This is a genomic window from Thiomonas sp. FB-Cd, assembly GCF_000733775.1.
In the GTDB taxonomy this organism is placed as follows: Bacteria; Pseudomonadota; Gammaproteobacteria; order Burkholderiales; family Burkholderiaceae_C; genus Thiomonas_A.
Genome location: NZ_JPOE01000002.1, coordinates 1025203 through 1043047 on the forward strand (window position 1 = coordinate 1025203; position 17845 = coordinate 1043047).

The following is a 17845-nucleotide window of genomic DNA, read 5'->3' on the forward strand; positions in this document are numbered from 1 at the left end:
TGCGTTTGAGTTACGGGCGCAACGCATCGAATTTCCCCACCGGTGGTGCGGCCGGCGCGTCGACGGTCGATGGGATGATGGACAGCTTTCGGGCAGCCGATCTCGACCCCGCGACCGGCTGCAATCGGTCGTTAGCTAACCTTTCACGCTGAAGCATGGCTGGTGCCGGGGGACGAACGCCGGCGGTAGGGTCGACGCCGGCAAGCGACTCCTGCGTTATGCTCAGGCGCATGCGCAAGTTCCCTCGGAAGGGAATCCCGATAGGCCGCTCACTGGCTAGACGAGGTGGTGGCCGCGTCAAGAGTGCAGAGACGAGAAGGTGGCTACTCGAGCGGAGATGACGATGAAATGCCCCAAATGCAATGTGGACTTGGTCCCCGAAGTACGACACGGGGTGGACATGAACTTGTGCCCGTCCTGCAAAGGTATGTGGCTGGATGCGCAGGAACTCGACCAACTCGAAAACGAGGCGTTTGATCTTGGCGAGGATGAAAAGGGCACGCTAGTTTTCGATGCCGCACCGACAACTCAGAAATGCCCACTGTGCGCAGCAACGCTGCAGCGCTTCAATTATCACGCGTACGCTCTGGAAATGGACTTTTGCCCCAATCAGCACGGCTATTGGCTGGAGGCAGACGCAGATGCACGCGTGCTGGAGCTTATGAAGGACGAAGAGCGTGGTTATGAACGGAGCGTGCGTGCAGAATACCAATGGAGTCGTACGATGCAGCGCATGCGCTCGGGTTCGTTTCTCACCAAACTGAAAGATCTGTTTCGCTGAGAGCGATCGTCGATCTGCGACCCCAGGCGGTATGACTGGGTGGGGGCAGATGCCAATTTGAGCCACATGCCGATCGGCGACTGAGCTATGGCTGTGGGCACCTGAGCCTAGCTTGAGCCACCTTGCCGATCTAGTGCTGAACTGGCTGCAACATCAACCCGGTAAGAGACGGCGTGGATCCCTCGCTATTCTGGCGGCTCATGGCCCAGTCGGCACATTGACCTGAACTGGCGCAATATGGCGTCGGCGCCAACACACCAAGCCGGCCGACGCTGCTTGAGCAAGTTTTTTCGGCGCGCCAAAACCGTTCGCATACACCCATACGCAACGCATCGCCGCGGCGATCGATGAGCTCTGGGCCAGCCTGAGCTCGCCCCAGAAATCCACGCAGCGCCCGCGCGGATGACCCGATGCTGCGCGAGCAAATCACCGCATCCGGAAAATCCGACTTCCAGATCGTGCTGGGGCGTCGATTTCTATTGGGTTCGGTCGCGATGTTTTTGCGGGTCTGCGGAACTGTTCCTGGCCACCACTTGCCGCCAAGTCTCATCAAATGAAGCGATGACGCCTTCCTGCTCAAGCTTCCGAAGATAAGCGGCCGTTGTGATGAAGTGAGCATTTTCGGAAAATTGCTCCAAATCACGCAACCGCCCAAGTTTCTTGTCTTCAAAGATGACCAGGGCAGGCGAATTGCCCACGGCGTCATCAATGAAATTCAAAATGAAATCGGCAATAGCAAGGTCTCCACGACCTTTCCCTAGGGCCTCGCCATTCGAGATCCTTCTGGCATCGTCCTCGCATACGCTTGTACGAATGATCTCGATTCGAGATCTATTCTGATCAATGAACTGCCGGAATTCTGGCGCACGAATGATGATCTCATCAAGAACACTTTTAATGACGATGATTTGAGTGTTAGGCGGAGCGAGTAAGAGGCCGAGCAAACCAGCCGCAGCCAAGGTATTGATCGGGCCGGCGTCAGGAAGGATGATCTTCACCGGAGCGTTCATGCGAAATGAATGTCCTTGATCTCTTTCAGCATGCGATCCTCTTCTTCTAGCGTTGCTCTGGGAGGAGGAAATCCAGCCTGCCGCAGCATGTTCGCCAAAGTGAGATCATCAACGCCAAGGAGTGTTTTCACTCTGTGACGGCCAATTTTTCCAATGGAATAATCGAATAACGCCTGCAAATTTCCATTCATGACCCCCACTTCCGCAAGACCGCTTGAGGTCAAATGCGAAAAGTAATCGCGAACGATGGCATTGATCGACGTTTGATGCGTTGCCGCGATAATCTTCATTTGGCGAAGCAGTTCGTCGTCTATAACAAATGTGATGTTTGCCATGAGTTGCTCCTTTTACGACCTTGACAAGTCTACCACATGTTCATGTGTCACACAGATATGCGTGTGCTATAACGACCTCGAACCGATCTTTGCTGAGAAGCTGGATGGAAGCTCATGCAGCACGGCGGCCGTGATGCCACGCTTCGGTTGGGAAGCGGCGATGCGGCGATGTCGATCCGGGCGCGCGGGCGGCACCGCTTCGGGGCGGATGCCAAGCCCAACGACATCACCCTCACGCGCAAAGGTGGTGGGTGGTTCGTGTCGGTGACACTGCGCGTGCCAGAGTCGGCCTGCGCGCGGCAGCGCGCGGATGATCAGCGCCGTGGCGTGGACTTCGGTGTCACCCACTGGGCGACATTCGACGATGGACGGACCATCGATAACCCGCGCTGGGTGCGCGAGGAACTGCCGCGCCTTGCCGCGCTGCAGCGGCAGCGCGCCAGGAAGAAGAAGGGATCGTTGCGCTTCAAACGGCTCGGGCGTCGCATTGCACAACTCACAACTGCACGACCGGATTTCCAATCTGCGCCGGGACTTCGTGCACAAGGAAACAACCAAGCTGGTGCAGCAATGCGCCGTCCTGGCGACCGAGCAGCTTGCTCCGAAGACCATGAGCCGCAGCGCGAAGGGCACGGTGGAGGCACCGGGCCGTCGCGTACGGCAAAAGGCCGGACTCAACCGGGAGATCCTCTCGGCAGGGTTCGGCATGGCGCATCGGATGCTCGCGTACAAAGCGGAAGAAGATGGTACGCGGATGCACCTGAGCAATACGCGCCAGCTCAAACCGTCGCAACGCTGCGCGGCGTGCTGGGAGATTGTGCCCAAGACGCTTGCCGAGCGCATGCATGTGTGCCCGCACTGCGGGCATGTCATGCCACGCGACCAAAACAGCGCGTTGGTGGTTCTCATCGACGCGCACAACACGCAGGACACGCCTGGGACGGGCGTGGCGGCGAGACCCAAACCTCTGCCCCGGCAACGGGGCAAGTCCAGGTCTGTGACCCGCGAAACCCCCGCTACAACGCCATGCGTTTCGCGGCGGGAGAGTTCATCTTCGCCCCTGCATGACGCAAATGTCATTTTGGCGTCATGGGTTTGTGGGCCAACTCTGCCTAGACTGCCGAAGTCCCGAAGATCGAAACGGGACCCACCGCCAGCGGTTGGCGGCGCGCTCATCCATCCAACGCGAAAGGAAACATGATGAATCGCTGGTTCTCCCGCGCAGCCGCCGCTGTGCTGCTCGGCTTCAGCATGGCCGCTGGCGCCGCCGGACTGACCTTCACCGAAGGCCAGGGCTACACGCGACTGCCCGTGCCGCAACGGGTGAGCCCGGCCGGCAAGATCGTCGTCACGGAGTTCTTCTGGTACGACTGTCCCCACTGCGCCGAGTTTGAGCCCATGCTTGAGCGCTGGGCTCGCGCGCAGCCATCACGCGTGGTGCTTGAACGCGTTCCAGTGGCGTTCGAGCCGCGCTTCGCGCCCCAGCAAAGGCTGTACTACGCGCTGAAGGCGCTGGGCAAGGTCGACGCGTTGCAGGATTCGATTTTCCGAGCCATCCATGAGCAGCACATCAAGCTTGAGACGCCGGAGCAAATGGCAACATGGCTCCAGACCCAGGGCGTGCCAAAGCCGCAGTTCATGAATGCCTACAACTCGTTCGGCGTGCAAATGCAGGCCCGGCGCGCAACGCAGATGATGAACGACTATCACATCGATGGCGTGCCGACCCTGGCTGTGCAGGGAACCTACATTGCCTCGGCGGACCTGCCCCAGACCCCAAGCATGGACCTGGTTCTGCAGTCGGTCAACTCACTCATTCGCAAGGTCTGGTCGGCGTCCTGAGGGACCGGCTGCGGCTTGCACCGAACGGGATTTCCGGCGTTTGGCAACCCGGGTCGCAAACCCGGCATCCGGTCTTGCAGCGCCTCGCCCCCGGCGCACCGGGACCGCCATGATGGCGTCCGCGACAAGGCCGGGTTGAGAGCGCGGCAACGGAGATTGCACGCCTGCCTGGCCACCTGGCCACGCGGTTTGGCGCGCAGCGTCAAGGCCGTGCGCTGCTCGCGCACAAGCTACGGAGCCGGGCGCGCTGGACACCGGGCCCGGCCGCTTGCCCCGCGCGTTTCGCTTCGGACCAACGCCCTGCCCCGGCCCGACGTGCATGCGAAAGGCGACACCGCCGCAGCCCGGCGCCCGGCGCGTGAGCGCCGCACGCGGCCATCGTGCCATCCATCGCGCCGCCCCTGATTCCTGAGGCCTCGGCGACGGAGTACAGTTCCCCTCTAGACACAGAGGCGCTGGGCATGCGCCCGATCCTGGAGACAGCCATGGACTTGCGCGCGCGTGAACACATCCAAACGGTCATGACCCTGGCCGGTGAGGGCCACCCCCTTCGCACGGCCCTCGCCCCCGATGGGGTGATTCGCGAGTCATGGGCGCGCTGCGTGCACGAGCACCGCCTGGACCCCACCTGCATGCGCCCCGCTGTGGTCCTGCCTCAGCAGCAGCTGCGCGAACACCAGGAGCGCATCGACGAATTCCTGCACATGGCGCGCTACGGCCTGGAGTCCCTGTACCAGCAGGTCGCCGGCATGGGCTACTGCGTTTTGCTCACGGACTCGCGCGGCATCACGGTGGATTTCATCGGGGACATCCAGCTCGATCACACCCTGCGCCACGCCGGCCTGTCCCTTGGCGCGGACTGGAGTGAGTACCACGCGGGCACCTGTGGCGTGGGCACGGCGCTGATGACGGGCGAGGCGCTCACGGTCCATCAGGACGACCACTTCGATGCCACCCATATTCCGCTGACCTGCACAGCTGCCCCGATCTACGACCCGCTCGGCCAGCTCAACGCCGTCCTGGATATCTCGACGCTGACGTCGCCCCAAATGAAATCGAGCCAACATCTGGCGCTGCAGCTCGTCAAGGTCTATGCCAGCCGCGTGGAAAACGCCAACTTCCTGCGCTGGTTCCGCAATGACTGGGTGCTCAAGCTGCACCCCTCGCCGGAGTTTGTGGAGATCAGCCCTGACTACCTGCTGGCGCTCGATGCGGGCGGACGCATCATCGGGCACAACCGGCAGGCGCAGCTGCTCCTTCAAGCCGCAAGCGGCGGCCCCGTGCTGGGCCAGGCCTTCGAGAGCGTGTTCAACATGCGATTCGATGATCTGGGCCAGTTCATGCGGGCCATGCCCGACGAGCGGCGCGCGGTGACCCTGGCAGGCCGCGGGCCGGTGCTGTTTCTGCATGCGGTGCCGCCGCCTCCTCGCCGCGCCACGCCGACGGACGCCATGGCGGCGCCGGCGCTGCCGGCGCCGCTGGCCCAGCTCTCGGGCGGGGATCCGGTGCTGGACGGCCAGATCGTGCGTGCGGCAAAGCTAGTCGACTCGCCCATCAGCATTCTCATCACGGGGGAAACCGGCAGCGGCAAGGAGTACCTTGCCAAAGGCCTGCACAAGGCAAGCAAACGCCGCAACCAACCGTTCGTCGCGGTCAATTGCGCGGCCATCCCCGAGACGCTGATCGAGAGTGAGCTGTTTGGCTACTTGCCCGGGAGCTTTTCCGGCGCGAGCAGCAAGGGAAAGCGCGGCCTGATCCACGAAGCCGACGGTGGCACGCTGTTCCTGGACGAGATCGGTGACATGCCGCGTGACCTGCAGGGGCGCCTGCTGCGCGTGCTGGCCGAGCGCGAAGTGCTCGCCATTGGCGCCACGCGCCCCGTGGCCGTGGACATTCGTGTGATCGCAGCCACGCATTGCGACCTGGAAACGCTGGTGAAAGCCGGTCGCTTCCGGGACGATCTGTACTACCGGCTGGCCGGCGCCCATGTGAAACTTCCAGCGCTACGCCAGCGGCGCGATCTGCCATGGCTGCTGTACAAGCTGCTGCACGAGGAGGAACCTGCCGTGGCCCTGTCGCGCGAGGCCGAGGCGGCGCTGCGCAGCTACAGCTGGCCGGGGAATTTGCGCGAATTGCACAACACGCTGGCCTTTGCCCGTGCCGTGTGCAGCGACGGCGTGATCCGGATTGAGGATTTGCCCGATACCTTGCTGGGCGCGTTGCCGGGCGCAGCCGCGCCATCGGTGCGCGCCCTCCCCGACGCAACGCAGCACCCGCCCGCAGCCCAGCAACTGCTTGAGTCGCTTCGTGCCGCGCAGTGGAATGTCAGCGCCGTTGCCCAGCAGATGGGCAAATCCCGCATGACGCTGTACCGGCACATGAAACGCTGGGGCATCCGCTCACCCAAACACACGCCTTCGGCCGCATCCTGAGTGTGACAGCTGTCACACCCGAGCGTGTGACAGCTGTCGCGAAGTGACAGTCCGGCCAGGGCGCACACCGGCGCTTCGCGCCCCTGGTCCCCCCTCAGCGCCGGGGCCAAGAACCAATGGCACGCGAGTTGCGTAAGAGGAACCATCCTTACGCTCTTGGAACTTCGGTATGACACGCGTGGCCCACGCCCCGGAAGCCAGCATTGGTGTTGTCGCCAACCCCGTGTCGGCGCGCGACATCCGGCGCATCGTGGCCAACGCCGGAAACCTGCAGATCACCGATCGGGTGAACATCGTGCTTCGACTGCTCAGCGCCGCCGCGTCCTGTGGCGTCAAGCGGGCCTGGATCATGCCCGACCGCGGTGGCATCCGCTCCCTTCTGGAGCGCCATCTCAGGCGCGGCACGGATCACTCGCTGCCGGCCATCGAGTTCCTGGATATGCAGCCCACGTCCACGGTCGAGGACACGTTCACCGCGACCAGGCTTTTGCAGCGCATGGGCGTGTCGGCGATCGTCGTTCTGGGCGGCGACGGCACCCATCGCGCAGTGGCGCGCCAGCTTGCCGACGACAACAGTGCCGTGCCGATTGCCGGGTTGTCGACGGGCACCAACAACGCCTTTCCCGAGATGCGCGAGCCCACGATCACCGGGATGGCGGTCGGTCTTTTTGCCAGCGGGCGCATCGCGCGCGCCCAGGCGCTGGCCCCCAACAAGATGATCGAGGTGCGCATCGATGACGCGCACGCAGGCACCCGGCGCGACATCGCCATCGTCGACGCGGCCATCACCCACGATCGCAGCGTGGGTGCGCGCGCGCTGTGGAAGATCCACTCGCTGGATGCGGTGTATCTGGCGTTTGCCGATCCGCAGGCCATTGGCCTGTCGGCAATCGGCGGCCTGTTGCAGCCCGTGGGGCGGCTGGAGTCCGGAGGCCTGGCCGTGCAGCTCGCGCACGGCGGGCGCGAAGCCCTGCTCACCCTGCACGCGCCGATTGCGCCGGGCATGGTGCGCCCCGTGGACATCGCCAGCTGGCAGCGCATGGTCGCCGGCGAGGCGCTGCCGGTGCTGGCTCAAGCCGGCACCGTCGCCCTCGATGGCGAACGCGAACTCGGCTTCGAGCGCGGCCAGCGTGTGCAGATGACCCTGCGCGAGAACGCATTTTTCACCGTGGACGTCGCCCGGTGCATGGGCTTTGCCGCCAATGCCCGGTTGCTGCGCTTCACCTCTTCGCTCAACCACTGAAAGGAGATCAACCATGGCAGGCAATCCGTTTCCCCAATCCCGGGAGCAGCTGCTTCAGGCCTACCGCACGATGCGCACGATTCGCGAGTTCGAGGACCGTCTGCATGTGGACTTCAGTCGGGGCGACATTCCCGGTTTCGTGCACCTGTACGCCGGTGAAGAGGCGGCTGCCACCGGCATCATGATGCATCTTGGCGACGGCGACCGCATTGCCAGCACGCACCGCGGCCACGGGCACTGCATCGCCAAGGGCGTGGACGTGATGGCGATGATGAAAGAGATCTATGGCAAGCAAGGAGGTGCCTGCAATGGCAAAGGCGGCTCGATGCACATTGCCGATCTCGACAAGGGCATGATGGGGGCCAATGGCATTGTGGGCGCCGGCGCCCCCCTGGCGTGCGGGGCGGCACTGGCTGCGAAGTTCCGCGGCAAGTCCGAGGTGGCCGTGAGTTTCGTGGGCGATGGCGCCTCCAACCAGGGCACCTTTCTCGAAAGCCTGAACCTGGCCGCGGTGTGGAACCTGCCGGTGGTCTTCGTGGTCGAGAACAACGGCTATGCCGAGACCACCTCGCGCGACTACGCGGTGGCGGTGGACAGCTATGTGGACCGCGCGGCCGGCTTCGGGCTCCCGGGGGTGACGGTCGACGGCACGGATTTCTTCGCCGTGCACGAGGCTGCGGGCGAGATCATCCAACGGGCGCGCACGGGCGGCGGACCGGCGCTGCTGGAATGCAAGATGGTGCGCTTCTTCGGACACTTCGAAGGCGACGCACAGACCTACCGGGGCCCCGGCGAGCTCGATGACATCCGTGCCAACCAGGACTGCCTCAAGAAATTCTCGGCGGCCCTCATCAGCGGCGGGGTGAGCACCGCGGAGGAACTCAAGGCCATGGATCGCGAGATTGCCGCGCTCATCGAGCGCTCCGTGGTGGAGGCAAAGGCGGCACCGCTGCCCACCCTGGCCGATCTGACCACCGACGTTTACGTTGCCTATTAAGGAGAGCCACCATGGCACGCAAGATCAGCATGAAACAAGCCATCAACGAAGCACTCGACCAGGAGATGACGCGCGACCCCTCGGTGATCGTGTTGGGTGAGGACATCGTGGGCGCCGCCGGCGCGGACGGCGAGCGCGACGCCTGGGGCGGCGTGCTCGGTGTGACCAAGGGCCTTTACGCCAAGCATGGCGACCGCCTCATGGACACGCCCCTTTCGGAAAGCGCCTATGTGGGCGCCGCCATTGGTGCCGCTGCGTGCGGCATGCGCCCTGTGGCGGAGCTCATGTTCATTGACTTCATGGGCGTGTGCTTCGACCAGATCTACAACCAGGCCGCCAAGTTCAAATACATGTTCGGGGGCAAGGCGCAGACTCCGGTGGTCATCCGCGCGATGGTGGGCGCGGGCATGCGCGCAGCGGCGCAGCACTCGCAAATGCTCACCCCGCTGTTCACCCACATTCCGGGACTCAAGGTGGTGTGTCCCAGCACGCCGTATGACACCAAGGGTTTGCTCATTCAGTCCATCCGCGACAACGATCCCGTGATCTTCTGCGAGCACAAGAATCTCTACGGCGTGCTGGGCGAGGTGCCCGAAGCCAGCTATGTCATTCCCTTTGGCGAGGCCAACGTCGTGCGCGAGGGCAAGCATGCCAGCATCGTCACGTACGGCCAGATGGTCCAGCGCGCCCTCGATGCAGCGGCCACGCTGGCCCAAAACGGCATCGAATGCGAGGTCATCGACTTGCGCACGCTCAGTCCCCTGGATCTCGACACCGTCCTCGAAAGCGTCGAGAAAACCGGCCATCTGGTGTGCGTGGACGAGGCTTCACCGCGTTGCAGCATCGCAGCCGACGTTTCCGCGCAAGTGGTGCAGCATGCCTTCAAGGCCCTGAAGGGGCCCATCGAGATGGTCACGCCACCGCATGTGCCGGTGCCATTCTCGCCCGTGCTGGAGGATCTGTACGTCCCGAGCGTGGCCCAGATTGCCGATGCCGTGAAACGCACGCTTGCCGGAGGGCACAACTGATGAGCGCAACCCTCACTCCCATCATCATGCCCAAGTGGGGCTTGGAAATGAAGGAAGGCACCATCACGGCGTGGCTGGTCGATGTCGGAGCGGTCATCGCGGTGGGCACGCCGCTGATGGAAGTCGAGACCGACAAGATCTCCAACGCCGTGGAGGCGCCCGATCCCGGCGTCCTGCGCCGCAAGGTGGCGCAGGAGGGGCAGACCCTGCCCGTCAAGGCGCTGCTGGGCGTCATGGCCGATGCCGCTGTCAGCGAGGCCGAGATCGATGCCTACATCGCCAACTACGTGGTGCCCGCTGCCGCAACGAACGAAGACGACGACCCGCCGCCTTACAGTTTCGCCGACGTCGATGGCTTGCGCGTGCGCTATGCGCGACGGGGTTTGGGCGACGGCGTTCCGGTGCTGTTCCTGCACGGCTTCGGCGGCGATCTCGACAACTGGCTGTTCAATCTCGACGCGCTTGCCGAAGTGGCCCCAGTCATCGCGCTGGACCTGCCCGGGCACGGACAGTCCACGCCGAGACTGCCAGGCACCGCACTTGCCGATCTTGCCAGCTTTGTCGTGGATTTTCTCGATGAGCTGGACGTCGAGCGCGTGCACGTGGTCGGGCATTCGATGGGCGGTGCGATCGCCTCGCAGATGACCCTGGACCATCCCGGGCGGGTGGCATCGCTGGCGCTCATCAACGGCGCCGGACTTGGCACCGAGATCAACGCGGGCTACACCGAAGGCTTCGTTGCCGCGGCCTCGCGCCGCGAGCTCAAGCCCGTGGTCGAGCAGCTGTTTGCCAACCCCGAACTGGTCAGCCGCACGTTGCTGGAGAACCTGCTCAAATACAAGCGGCTGGACGGCGTGCCCGAGCTGCTGCGGGCCTTGAGCGCGGCTCAGTTCGGCGCAGGTCAGCAGGCCGAGCAGCCCGGTTTGCGCCTGGGTGGCATCGGCAAACCCGTGCTCGTGGTCTGGGGCCGCGAGGATCGGATCATCCCCGCCGCCCACGCCGAGCACGCGCCGGCGGGCGCCACCGTGGAGGTGTTGGAAGGCGCCGGCCACATGACCATGATGGAGCGGGCCAACGAGATCAATGCGCTGCTCAAACGCCACATCACCGGGTGACCACGGCGCGGAGCCCAGCCTGTGCGGCCCACCTGCGCCTGGTGCCGCCGCGGCCGATGCGCAGGCGCCGGAGCTCGGCACGGCCCTGCCCCTGCTGAGCCCCGGCGCCTTCACGGTGCACGACGCGCCGCTGCTCCAGGGCGTGGCCAGCGAAGCGCAATGGATGGCGGATACGGCCGCCAGCGGGCATGCGCAGGCCCACCTGTGGAGCGCACCCGCTTCGCTGGTTGTACCGCGCAGCTACGAACAGCTTGCGCGCTGGGCCGAGGCATGCACAGCCTCGGCGGCAGCCGGATGGCCCGTGCAGGTGCGAAGCTCGGGCGGTGGCGTCGTGCCGCAAGGCCCCGGCGTGCTCAACCTGAGCCTCACGTGGCCCAGCGCGAGTGCGACGCCGCAAGACACCGATGCCATCTATCGCGCCTTGTGCGATCGGCTCGCCGCGGCCTTTGCCCACTGCGGCGTTCATGTGGTGCCGCAAGGGGTGGAGGGATCCTTTTGCGACGGTCGCTTCAACCTCGCGTTTGAGGGATGCAAGCTCGTGGGCACCGCGCAGTCGTGGCGCCGCATGGGGCACACCCCGGTGGTTCTGGCGCACGCCGTCATCTTGATCGATTGCGATACACAGGCGCTGACGGCGCGCGCCAACGCGTTCGAGGCGGCTGCTGGAAGCAACCGGCGGTACCGTGGCGATGCGCTGACCACCCTGGCTGAGGCATGGACCCTCGCCCATGCCGGGGCGCCGGCGCCAGGCGCGCTTTCAAGGCAATGGGCAACCGCGCTTGCCGCGGCCCTGGCACCTGCGCTCTGACGGCCCATCGACGACGGGCGTTGCGTTTGCATCGTTGCCTCGTTTGGGGCCGCGCGGATCGGCACAAACGCCCGACCCTTGACGCGTCGCACGCGGAAGCCTAAATTGCCCACCGTCCGGCGCGGCAATGCGCCGGCATTTCTGGAGTTTCGTCATGCGATTTCCCGGGGCCGCATTGCTGCGCCCATACTGGGTCACCCTCGACGCCGTGCTGGCCGACGATTTTCCGCGGCCGTGACACCCGGCGCGCCTCCTGCGCGCGCCATTTCCTTTGTTCCTGATTTCTTCGAACTACCGCCGCACCAGCGGTGCCCGCCGCTACGCGCGGGCCGCACGCGGCACCCAAAGGAGCCTGTCATGGCACGTCGCCTTCCCGAGCCGTTTCGCATCAAGATGGTCGAGCCCATCCACCTTCCCTCCCCCGAACACCGCCGCGCCGCTTTGGCCGCCGCCGGCTGGAATCCCTTCCTGCTGTGGGCCGAAGATGTTTACATCGACCTGCTCACCGACAGCGGAACGGGCGCGATGTCCGATACCCAATGGGCAGGACTCATGCGCGGGGACGAGTCCTACGCCGGCAGCCGCAGTTTTCGGCGGCTGGAGACCACCGTGCGCGAATTGTTCGGTTACGCCCACACCATCCCAACCCACCAGGGACGCGGCGCCGAGCAGATTCTGTTTCCTGAGCTGGTGCGGCGCTGCGGCAGCACACAGCCAGTTTTCATCTCGAACTATCACTTCGACACCACCAAGGCCCATGTGGAGCTGGCCGGAGCACGCGCGATCAACCTGTTGACCGCCGATGCGCTCGACACCGCCACACCCACCGCGTGGAAGGGCAATTTCGATCTGCGCGCGCTGCGCGAGACGCTCGATGCGCTTGCGCCTGGCAGCGTGGCGGGCCTGATTGCCACCGTCACCTGCAACAGCGCCGGCGGGCAGCCGGTGAGCATGGACAATCTGCGCGCCGCATCCGCCATGGCGCGCGAACGCGGCGTGCCCATCGTGATCGATGCCGCGCGCTTTGCCGAAAACGCCTGGTTCATCCAGCAGCGCGACCCCGCCTATGCGAAGGTCCCCCTGGAGCAGATCGCACGGGAGATGTTCAGCTATGGCGACATCTTCACGATGTCGGCAAAAAAGGACGCGCTGGTCAACATCGGTGGGCTGTGCTGCATCCGGGACGATGAGGCACTGGCGCGCGCGGTGCAGGTGCGCTGCGTGCCCATGGAAGGATTCATCACGTATGGAGGCCTGGCCGGCCGGGATATGGAGGCGCTGGCGATCGGTCTGCGCGAAGGCCTGGATCCCGACTACCTCGCCTACCGCATCGCCCAGGTCGCGTATCTCGGACACAGGCTGAGCGCGGCCGGCGTGCCGATCCAGACGCCAACCGGCGGGCACGCCGTGTTTGTCGACGCCCGCCGCATGCTGCCGCATCTTGCGCCGGAGCAGTTTCCAGCCCATGCGCTCGCGTGTGAGCTGTATCTGGAAGGCGGCGTGCGCGCCGTGGAGATCGGCTCGCTTCTACTCGGGCGCGATCCGGTGTCCGGACGCCAGGAGCCGTCGCCATTCGAGCTCCTGCGCCTGACCATTCCGCGGCGCGTGTACACCAACGACCATATGGACTATGTCGCCGAGTGCCTGATCGAAATCCAGGGCCGCGCAGGAACGGTGCGCGGCCTGGAATTCGAATACGAGCCGCCGCTCTTGCGTCATTTCACCGCGCGCCTGCGCCCGCTGCCATCACCCAGCGAAGACCGGTGCGCAATGGCTGGACCTGCGACCTCGGCAGCCACGTTCCGTGCAACGCAGGAGCCGGCTTCGGCCGCGCTGTCAATGGCGTGAGGCAACGCGCGGCCGCGTGTCCAGCGGCCGCCCGGGGGCGAGGCCACGCTCCCGGGCACCCAAGCGCGGCTCCAAGCCCTTGCCGCGACTTGGTCATCGCCTTGTGCAGATGGAGCGCGACAACGCAGCCCGCATTGAGCCGGCCGCGCTTGCTCTTCATCGCGACATGCTTGTATAGCGTCTTAAAAAAGGGGATCCAGATTCGGCTTTATGTGGCCAGCCTCACTTGGTCCAGTTCTCGACCCGCAGGCCCTTTACGCGCCCGAAGTCCTTCGTGTTGTTGGTGACCACGATGGCGGCCATGACACGCGCGTGCGCCGCGATCATCAGATCAGCCGCCCCGAGCTGCGCTCCCTTGCGCTTGAGATCCACACGGATTTCGCCGTGGTGCTGCGCCGCCTCCCGCGGCCAATCCAAAACCGCCAAGTGCAGTGCGAGGCGATCCAGCACGGCCTGGTTCTGTTTGCGCTTTGCGGTGGCCGAAGCCTGCACGCCATAGGTCAGTTCGGCAAACGTCACGGCCGACATCACCTGCTGCTGCAGCGGAATCGACTGCACTTTGGCCGCCAGCGTGGGCGACGCTCCGCGCATGAGGAAGATGCAGGTGTCGGTGTCCAGCATGAACAGCGGTGCAATCAAAACGCGCGCTCCTGAATCGGCATACGCTCAGCGTCAGCCATGAAATCGGCAGAGACCGTTTGACCAGACGCGAAGAAGTCCGACCAATCGGTTGGCCGTGGCGTGAGCACGACGCTCTCACCCTCGCGACGGATGAAGACTTCGCGCACGGAGTCTGGAAAGCGGAATTCGAGCGGCATCGTGACCGTCTGCGAGCGGTTGTTCCAGCCGACACGAGCGGTCGGCTTCGGGGTTGGGTATGTTGCCATATATCAAAGTATATGGCTGCCAATGCCAAATGGCAAGGCATGTATCTTCGCCTTCACCGCCGACTCTCAAGCTGCTGCTTGTTGGTGCCGCTCATTTTGCAATCCCCAAGAACACAGCCAAACAACGCTCAACCTCCACCAGTGCATCCGCGTCGAGGTGTCCGAAAGCTCGCCCTACCTTGTCGCGCTTCACCGTCATGGCCTTGTCCACCATCACCTGTGATGATTTCTGCAAGCCGTTCTCTGCGCTCGGCTGAATAGTGACGCGCAGCAATGGCGCGGCAACAATCGTACTGGTGATGGGAAGCACGGTGACGCTCGCGTGCTCGCCGAACTGGTTGGCTTGAATCACCAACGCGGGGCGCGGCTTGCCGAAGTCTCCTTGCATGGCAATGATCACAAGGTCGCCGCGCATTATTCCGTCCAGCCGTCCACGTCTGCCAAGGCTTCATCCATGAACTGCTGCATGGCCATGTCGGCGCTGTCGGCCTGAGCCACAAGCAGGCATTGGCGGCGGCACTCCTGCGCGAAGTCCGGGCGGCGCGTATCCGGCACCCAGATTTGCACCGGGCGAAGTCCTGCCATGCGCAGGGCGTCGCGGTGCTTCTGTACGCGCTGATTAACGTGTGTCGTTGCCATCGTTTAACCCTCTATCAAGTTACATGCAACATCGTACACCGGTCACCTGTTACATGCAACACTTATCTAGAGGCTCGTCCCCGGCGATTTGTCGCACTCGATCTTCTGCGCCTTGGCCCGCTCCTGCTGCCGCTGCGGCTCCCGGCCTTCCAGCTTTCCCCACTGTTGCCGGTCCTTCACCAGTTCGGCGGCTCGCCGGTCGCCTGCGGCGCTGTAGGCATAGCGCGCGATGCGCTGCGCGTAGTCGTTCTAGTCGGGGCCTTCGTTCTTCTGGCGGTTGGCGGGGGCGCACTGCCGCATAGCTCCGTGAACCGGAAATGATCGACTTACACCCGCCCGATTGGTATGCGCGCGTGCACGGCCCTCGGCCCTGCACGCCATCGTGCTCACACGCCGCGCCGCGCCTGCATGGCGCGCGCGATCTCCTGGAGCTGCTCATCGCTCAGGAGCCGTCGCGCCATGGGCAGCAGCTCGTCTTCTTCGCGCGCGATGTGGCGCGCGTGGCGGCTGATCAAGTCGTCCACCGCTGCAGCATCCAGCGCGCTTGCATCGCCCCGGGTCACGCTCTCCAGTTGCACACGCAACGTGCCCCATGCGCGATCGAGTTCGCGATGCTCGCGCGTCAACGCTGTGGTGATGTCGCGCAAGCACACGGCGTCGGACCCGGCCATCGACTCCAGCAGCGCCGGGAAGAGGTCAGATTCCTCGTCCGCGTGGTGGTTGCGCCCCGCGGTGTCGAAATAGCGCATCACGTTGGCCGCGGCCTGTCTGGCGTCCGCGTCGGCTCCGTGCGCGGCCAGGTGAGCTGGCAGGCGCCGCAGCGTCGCGCACTGCTTTTCGATGCGTTCGTGACAGGCCGAAAGCATGTCCAAAGGGGCGTCGAATCCGGCAGAGGCGCCTGATCCGGGAAGAAGGCTGTTATCCATGGCAATCCTTGGCAAGAAAGGGGTGGAGGTGGGCGTGGGCGCGCATCCGCGCCGCAGTCTTTTGAAGCCCGGCGCACCGAGCGTCGTGCCTGGCGCCGGCACAAGCGCGCAACGGGGGAGTCCAAGACGACGACAAGCGATGGCGCAAGGCCCGCCTTCCATCCCGGGTTTGGGCAAAATGGCGATGCTGGGCTTGGCGAATTTCTGGAGAGCGCGCATGGCAAGGAGCGCGGTCGATGCGGGGCATGGTGGGGCGTTGCCTCCGCGTCTGGCCATCAAGCGCGTCTATGACGGCGCGGATGCAAGCGACGGTTTTCGCGTGCTCGTCGACCGACTGTGGCCGCGGGGCATGGGCAGAGACAAAGCCCGTATCGACCTGTGGGTGAAAGACCTTGCGCCCAGCGACGCGCTGCGCCATTGGTTCGACCACGATCCGGCGAAATGGCCCGAGTTCGCGCAGCGCTACGCCGCGGAGCTGCAGGCGAATGCCGACGCGCTGGGCGCCTTCGAGGCTGATCTGGCCAAACACGAGCACGTGACGCTGCTGTATGCGGCGCGCGACGAGCGGCACAACAACGCGGCGGCTCTGCTCGCGTACCTGCTGCGCAAGCGCTCGGCGTAAGGCTCGGCGCACCCGTGGCATCCTGAGTTGGTGCGACGCGTCCGGCGTGCTCAGGCCGCGGGGCGTTCCAGGGCGACGAATTTGCGCAGCGCGGGATTCAGACACTCGGCCAGGGTCGTGGCGTCGAGCTCGGCGTAGAACGCCTTGCGCGCCCGCTCGAGCTTCGGGCGCAAGGCGCAAAAGCCGGTGAGCAGGCACTGGCCGCCATCGCCGCGAAAGCACTCCGTCAGCGCGGAGTCGTCCTCCAGCCATTCCAGCGCCTCGCCGATGCGTATCGCCGTGGCCTGCCTGGCGAGCTTCACGCCGCCGCCAGCGCCGCGCGTGGTCTGCACGTAGCCTCCAGCGGCAAGGCGCTGCAGCACCTTGATGAGGTGATCGCGCGAGATGTCGAGCTTGGTCGCAAGCTCGACACTCGACCAGGTCTCACGGTCGCTGCCGGCCAGCACGAGCAGGGCTCGCAAGCCAAAATCGGAGAAGGATGTCAGTCGCATGGCAGATCCCGTTTAAGAAGGTATTGCAAATACCACTCAAGCATTTTATAGTGGCATCTATTCTACCTCTTTAAGCGTTGCTTCGCATCATCCGTACAGGACCTTTCGCCATGCCCACCGTCGACACCCCAGCAAGCTCGTCCTCACCTTTCGCCACCCTCCCCCTGGGCCAGCTGGCGCGTGATTTGCCCGGTTCCACCGCCGTATTTCGGCGCCACCGGCTGGACTTCTGTTGCGGCGGCAACATCACCCTGGAAGCGGCCGCGCATGAGCGCCAGCTTGACGTTGCCGCGATCGAGCGCGAGCTCTCGGCCCTGAACCCGCAGGCACCCCGCGACACACCGACCGAGCCCGACGCCCTGATCGATCTCATCGTCAGCCGCTTCCACGACGTGCACCGGCGTGAGCTTCCGGAATTGATCACCCTGGCCACCAAGGTCGAGCGCGTGCACAAGGACCATGCCGACGTTCCGGCCGGTCTGGCGGCGCTGCTGCAAACCATGCTCGACGAGTTGCAAGGGCACATGCAAAAGGAAGAACAGATCCTGTTTCCGATGATGCGCCGCAATCCCGGTGGTGTTCTCACCCCGCCGATCGACCGCATGCGTGCCGAGCATGACGAGCACGGCCGCATGCTGCAGCGCGTTCAGGATCTCACCCACGAGCTGACGCTTCCCGCCGACGCGTGCAACACCTGGCGCGCACTGTATGCCGGCGTGGGCAAGTTCACCACGGATTTCATGCAGCACGTGCACACGGAAAACAACATCCTGTTCCCGCAGTTCGAAGAGCGGGCGTGAAGCCCGCCCCCGCGCTGTCCGCCTTTGAACCCCAACTCACA

General features: G+C 64.6%; 20 protein-coding genes. 12 read left to right on the plus strand and 8 right to left on the minus strand.

Features of this window, described 5'->3' with window-relative positions; translation table 11 throughout:
- The first annotated feature begins 343 nt into the window (after positions 1–343).
- Entirely contained in the window at positions 344–781 is a 438-nt protein-coding gene (locus CD04_RS0104990) for a zf-TFIIB domain-containing protein (protein WP_197033022.1), read from the plus strand.
- Positions 782–1257: 476 nt separating this feature from the next.
- Here the strand turns inward: CD04_RS0104990 and CD04_RS0104995 are convergent, their stop codons facing one another.
- Together CD04_RS0104995 and CD04_RS0105000 are read right to left on the minus strand one after the other, a co-directional pair.
- Positions 1258–1791, minus strand: a complete 534-nt coding sequence (locus CD04_RS0104995; RefSeq protein WP_031404689.1) for a hypothetical protein — start codon at positions 1789–1791, stop codon at positions 1258–1260.
- Entirely contained in the window at positions 1788–2126 is a 339-nt protein-coding gene (locus CD04_RS0105000; RefSeq protein ID WP_031404690.1) for a hypothetical protein, read from the minus strand. The genes CD04_RS0104995 and CD04_RS0105000 overlap by 4 nt, the downstream gene beginning before the upstream one ends.
- Positions 2127–2613: 487 nt before the next feature.
- On the opposite strand from CD04_RS0105000, the gene CD04_RS24420 reads away from it, so the two are divergent.
- The 9 genes from CD04_RS24420 (at position 2614) to CD04_RS0105055 (ending at position 13439) form a co-directional block, all read left to right on the plus strand.
- Positions 2614–3327: a zinc ribbon domain-containing protein gene (locus CD04_RS24420; protein WP_231480473.1), complete on the plus strand. Its 714-nt coding sequence runs from the start codon at positions 2614–2616 to the stop codon at positions 3325–3327.
- Complete coding sequence (locus CD04_RS0105015) at positions 3324–3968, plus strand: thiol:disulfide interchange protein DsbA/DsbL (RefSeq protein WP_031404693.1); 645 nt, start codon at positions 3324–3326, stop codon at positions 3966–3968. The genes CD04_RS24420 and CD04_RS0105015 overlap by 4 nt, the downstream gene beginning before the upstream one ends.
- A 485-nt stretch (positions 3969–4453) precedes the next feature.
- Positions 4454–6400 carry a sigma-54-dependent Fis family transcriptional regulator gene (locus CD04_RS0105020; RefSeq protein ID WP_031404694.1) on the plus strand — a complete coding sequence of 649 codons (1947 nt, stop codon included), beginning with the start codon at positions 4454–4456 and terminating at the stop codon, positions 6398–6400.
- A gap of 169 nt (positions 6401–6569) precedes the next feature.
- Positions 6570–7643 carry an ATP-NAD kinase family protein gene (locus tag CD04_RS0105025; protein WP_031404695.1) on the plus strand — a complete coding sequence of 358 codons (1074 nt, stop codon included), beginning with the start codon at positions 6570–6572 and terminating at the stop codon, positions 7641–7643.
- A 13-nt stretch (positions 7644–7656) separates the two neighbouring features.
- Positions 7657–8640: a thiamine pyrophosphate-dependent dehydrogenase E1 component subunit alpha gene (locus CD04_RS0105030; RefSeq protein WP_031404696.1), complete on the plus strand. Its 984-nt coding sequence runs from the start codon at positions 7657–7659 to the stop codon at positions 8638–8640.
- A gap of 11 nt (positions 8641–8651) precedes the next feature.
- Positions 8652–9668 (plus strand): alpha-ketoacid dehydrogenase subunit beta, encoded by a 1017-nt coding sequence (locus CD04_RS0105035; protein ID WP_031404697.1) that lies wholly within the window; start codon positions 8652–8654, stop codon positions 9666–9668.
- Positions 9668–10783, plus strand: coding sequence for an acetoin dehydrogenase dihydrolipoyllysine-residue acetyltransferase subunit (locus CD04_RS0105040; RefSeq protein WP_031404698.1), 1116 nt, complete (start codon positions 9668–9670; stop codon positions 10781–10783). The genes CD04_RS0105035 and CD04_RS0105040 overlap by 1 nt, the downstream gene beginning before the upstream one ends.
- Positions 10752–11591, plus strand: coding sequence for a lipoate--protein ligase (locus tag CD04_RS0105045; RefSeq protein ID WP_231480474.1), 840 nt, complete (start codon positions 10752–10754; stop codon positions 11589–11591). Before CD04_RS0105040 ends, CD04_RS0105045 begins: the two co-directional genes overlap by 32 nt.
- 357 nt (positions 11592–11948) lie before the next feature.
- The gene (locus CD04_RS0105055) at positions 11949–13439 is read left to right on the plus strand and encodes a tryptophanase (protein WP_081857971.1); all 1491 of its coding nucleotides are present in this window, start codon (positions 11949–11951) and stop codon (positions 13437–13439) included.
- Between the two features lie 222 nt (positions 13440–13661).
- Here the strand turns inward: CD04_RS0105055 and CD04_RS0105060 are convergent, their stop codons facing one another.
- From CD04_RS0105060 to CD04_RS0105080, 5 genes are all read right to left on the minus strand, one after another.
- Complete coding sequence (locus tag CD04_RS0105060) at positions 13662–14078, minus strand: type II toxin-antitoxin system VapC family toxin (RefSeq protein ID WP_051848945.1); 417 nt, start codon at positions 14076–14078, stop codon at positions 13662–13664.
- The gene (locus CD04_RS0105065; protein WP_031404702.1) at positions 14075–14326 is read right to left on the minus strand and encodes an antitoxin; all 252 of its coding nucleotides are present in this window, start codon (positions 14324–14326) and stop codon (positions 14075–14077) included. The genes CD04_RS0105060 and CD04_RS0105065 overlap by 4 nt, the downstream gene beginning before the upstream one ends.
- Before the next feature lie 91 nt (positions 14327–14417).
- Positions 14418–14744 carry a type II toxin-antitoxin system PemK/MazF family toxin gene (locus CD04_RS0105070; RefSeq protein ID WP_031404703.1) on the minus strand — a complete coding sequence of 109 codons (327 nt, stop codon included), beginning with the start codon at positions 14742–14744 and terminating at the stop codon, positions 14418–14420.
- Positions 14741–14965 (minus strand): antitoxin MazE family protein, encoded by a 225-nt coding sequence (locus CD04_RS0105075; protein ID WP_031404704.1) that lies wholly within the window; start codon positions 14963–14965, stop codon positions 14741–14743. Before CD04_RS0105075 ends, CD04_RS0105070 begins: the two co-directional genes overlap by 4 nt.
- A gap of 386 nt (positions 14966–15351) precedes the next feature.
- Positions 15352–15891 carry a hemerythrin domain-containing protein gene (locus CD04_RS0105080; RefSeq protein ID WP_031404705.1) on the minus strand — a complete coding sequence of 180 codons (540 nt, stop codon included), beginning with the start codon at positions 15889–15891 and terminating at the stop codon, positions 15352–15354.
- Between the two features lie 217 nt (positions 15892–16108).
- Here CD04_RS0105080 and CD04_RS0105085 point away from each other — a divergent pair, with 217 nt between their 5' ends.
- Positions 16109–16513, plus strand: coding sequence for a DUF488 domain-containing protein (locus CD04_RS0105085; protein WP_051849225.1), 405 nt, complete (start codon positions 16109–16111; stop codon positions 16511–16513).
- Positions 16514–16563: 50 nt separating this feature from the next.
- On the opposite strand, the gene CD04_RS0105090 is transcribed toward CD04_RS0105085, so the two are convergent.
- The gene (locus tag CD04_RS0105090) at positions 16564–17004 is read right to left on the minus strand and encodes an Rrf2 family transcriptional regulator (protein ID WP_031404707.1); all 441 of its coding nucleotides are present in this window, start codon (positions 17002–17004) and stop codon (positions 16564–16566) included.
- A gap of 110 nt (positions 17005–17114) precedes the next feature.
- Here CD04_RS0105090 and ytfE point away from each other — a divergent pair, with 110 nt between their 5' ends.
- Positions 17115–17804 carry an iron-sulfur cluster repair protein YtfE gene (gene ytfE, locus CD04_RS0105095; RefSeq protein WP_031404708.1) on the plus strand — a complete coding sequence of 230 codons (690 nt, stop codon included), beginning with the start codon at positions 17115–17117 and terminating at the stop codon, positions 17802–17804.
- The last annotated feature ends 41 nt before the right edge of the window (positions 17805–17845 follow it).

Bases quoted from the DNA above. Each gene is read 5' to 3' on its own strand.
- CD04_RS0104990 (WP_197033022.1), top strand. From the start codon at position 344: ATGAAATGCCCCAAATGCAATGTGGACTTGGTCCCCGAAGTACGACAC.
- CD04_RS0104995 (WP_031404689.1), bottom strand. From the start codon at position 1,791: ATGAACGCTCCGGTGAAGATCATCCTTCCTGACGCCGGCCCGATCAAT.
- CD04_RS0105000 (WP_031404690.1), bottom strand. From the start codon at position 2,126: ATGGCAAACATCACATTTGTTATAGACGACGAACTGCTTCGCCAAATG.
- CD04_RS0105015 (WP_031404693.1), top strand. From the start codon at position 3,324: ATGATGAATCGCTGGTTCTCCCGCGCAGCCGCCGCTGTGCTGCTCGGC.
- CD04_RS0105020 (WP_031404694.1), top strand. From the start codon at position 4,454: ATGGACTTGCGCGCGCGTGAACACATCCAAACGGTCATGACCCTGGCC.
- CD04_RS0105025 (WP_031404695.1), top strand. From the start codon at position 6,570: ATGACACGCGTGGCCCACGCCCCGGAAGCCAGCATTGGTGTTGTCGCC.
- CD04_RS0105030 (WP_031404696.1), top strand. From the start codon at position 7,657: ATGGCAGGCAATCCGTTTCCCCAATCCCGGGAGCAGCTGCTTCAGGCC.
- CD04_RS0105035 (WP_031404697.1), top strand. From the start codon at position 8,652: ATGGCACGCAAGATCAGCATGAAACAAGCCATCAACGAAGCACTCGAC.
- CD04_RS0105040 (WP_031404698.1), top strand. From the start codon at position 9,668: ATGAGCGCAACCCTCACTCCCATCATCATGCCCAAGTGGGGCTTGGAA.
- CD04_RS0105045 (WP_231480474.1), top strand. From the start codon at position 10,752: ATGCGCTGCTCAAACGCCACATCACCGGGTGACCACGGCGCGGAGCCC.
- CD04_RS0105055 (WP_081857971.1), top strand. From the start codon at position 11,949: ATGGCACGTCGCCTTCCCGAGCCGTTTCGCATCAAGATGGTCGAGCCC.
- CD04_RS0105065 (WP_031404702.1), bottom strand. From the start codon at position 14,326: ATGGCAACATACCCAACCCCGAAGCCGACCGCTCGTGTCGGCTGGAAC.
- CD04_RS0105075 (WP_031404704.1), bottom strand. From the start codon at position 14,965: ATGGCAACGACACACGTTAATCAGCGCGTACAGAAGCACCGCGACGCC.
- CD04_RS0105080 (WP_031404705.1), bottom strand. From the start codon at position 15,891: ATGGATAACAGCCTTCTTCCCGGATCAGGCGCCTCTGCCGGATTCGAC.
- CD04_RS0105085 (WP_051849225.1), top strand. From the start codon at position 16,109: ATGGCAAGGAGCGCGGTCGATGCGGGGCATGGTGGGGCGTTGCCTCCG.
- CD04_RS0105090 (WP_031404707.1), bottom strand. From the start codon at position 17,004: ATGCGACTGACATCCTTCTCCGATTTTGGCTTGCGAGCCCTGCTCGTG.
- ytfE (WP_031404708.1), top strand. From the start codon at position 17,115: ATGCCCACCGTCGACACCCCAGCAAGCTCGTCCTCACCTTTCGCCACC.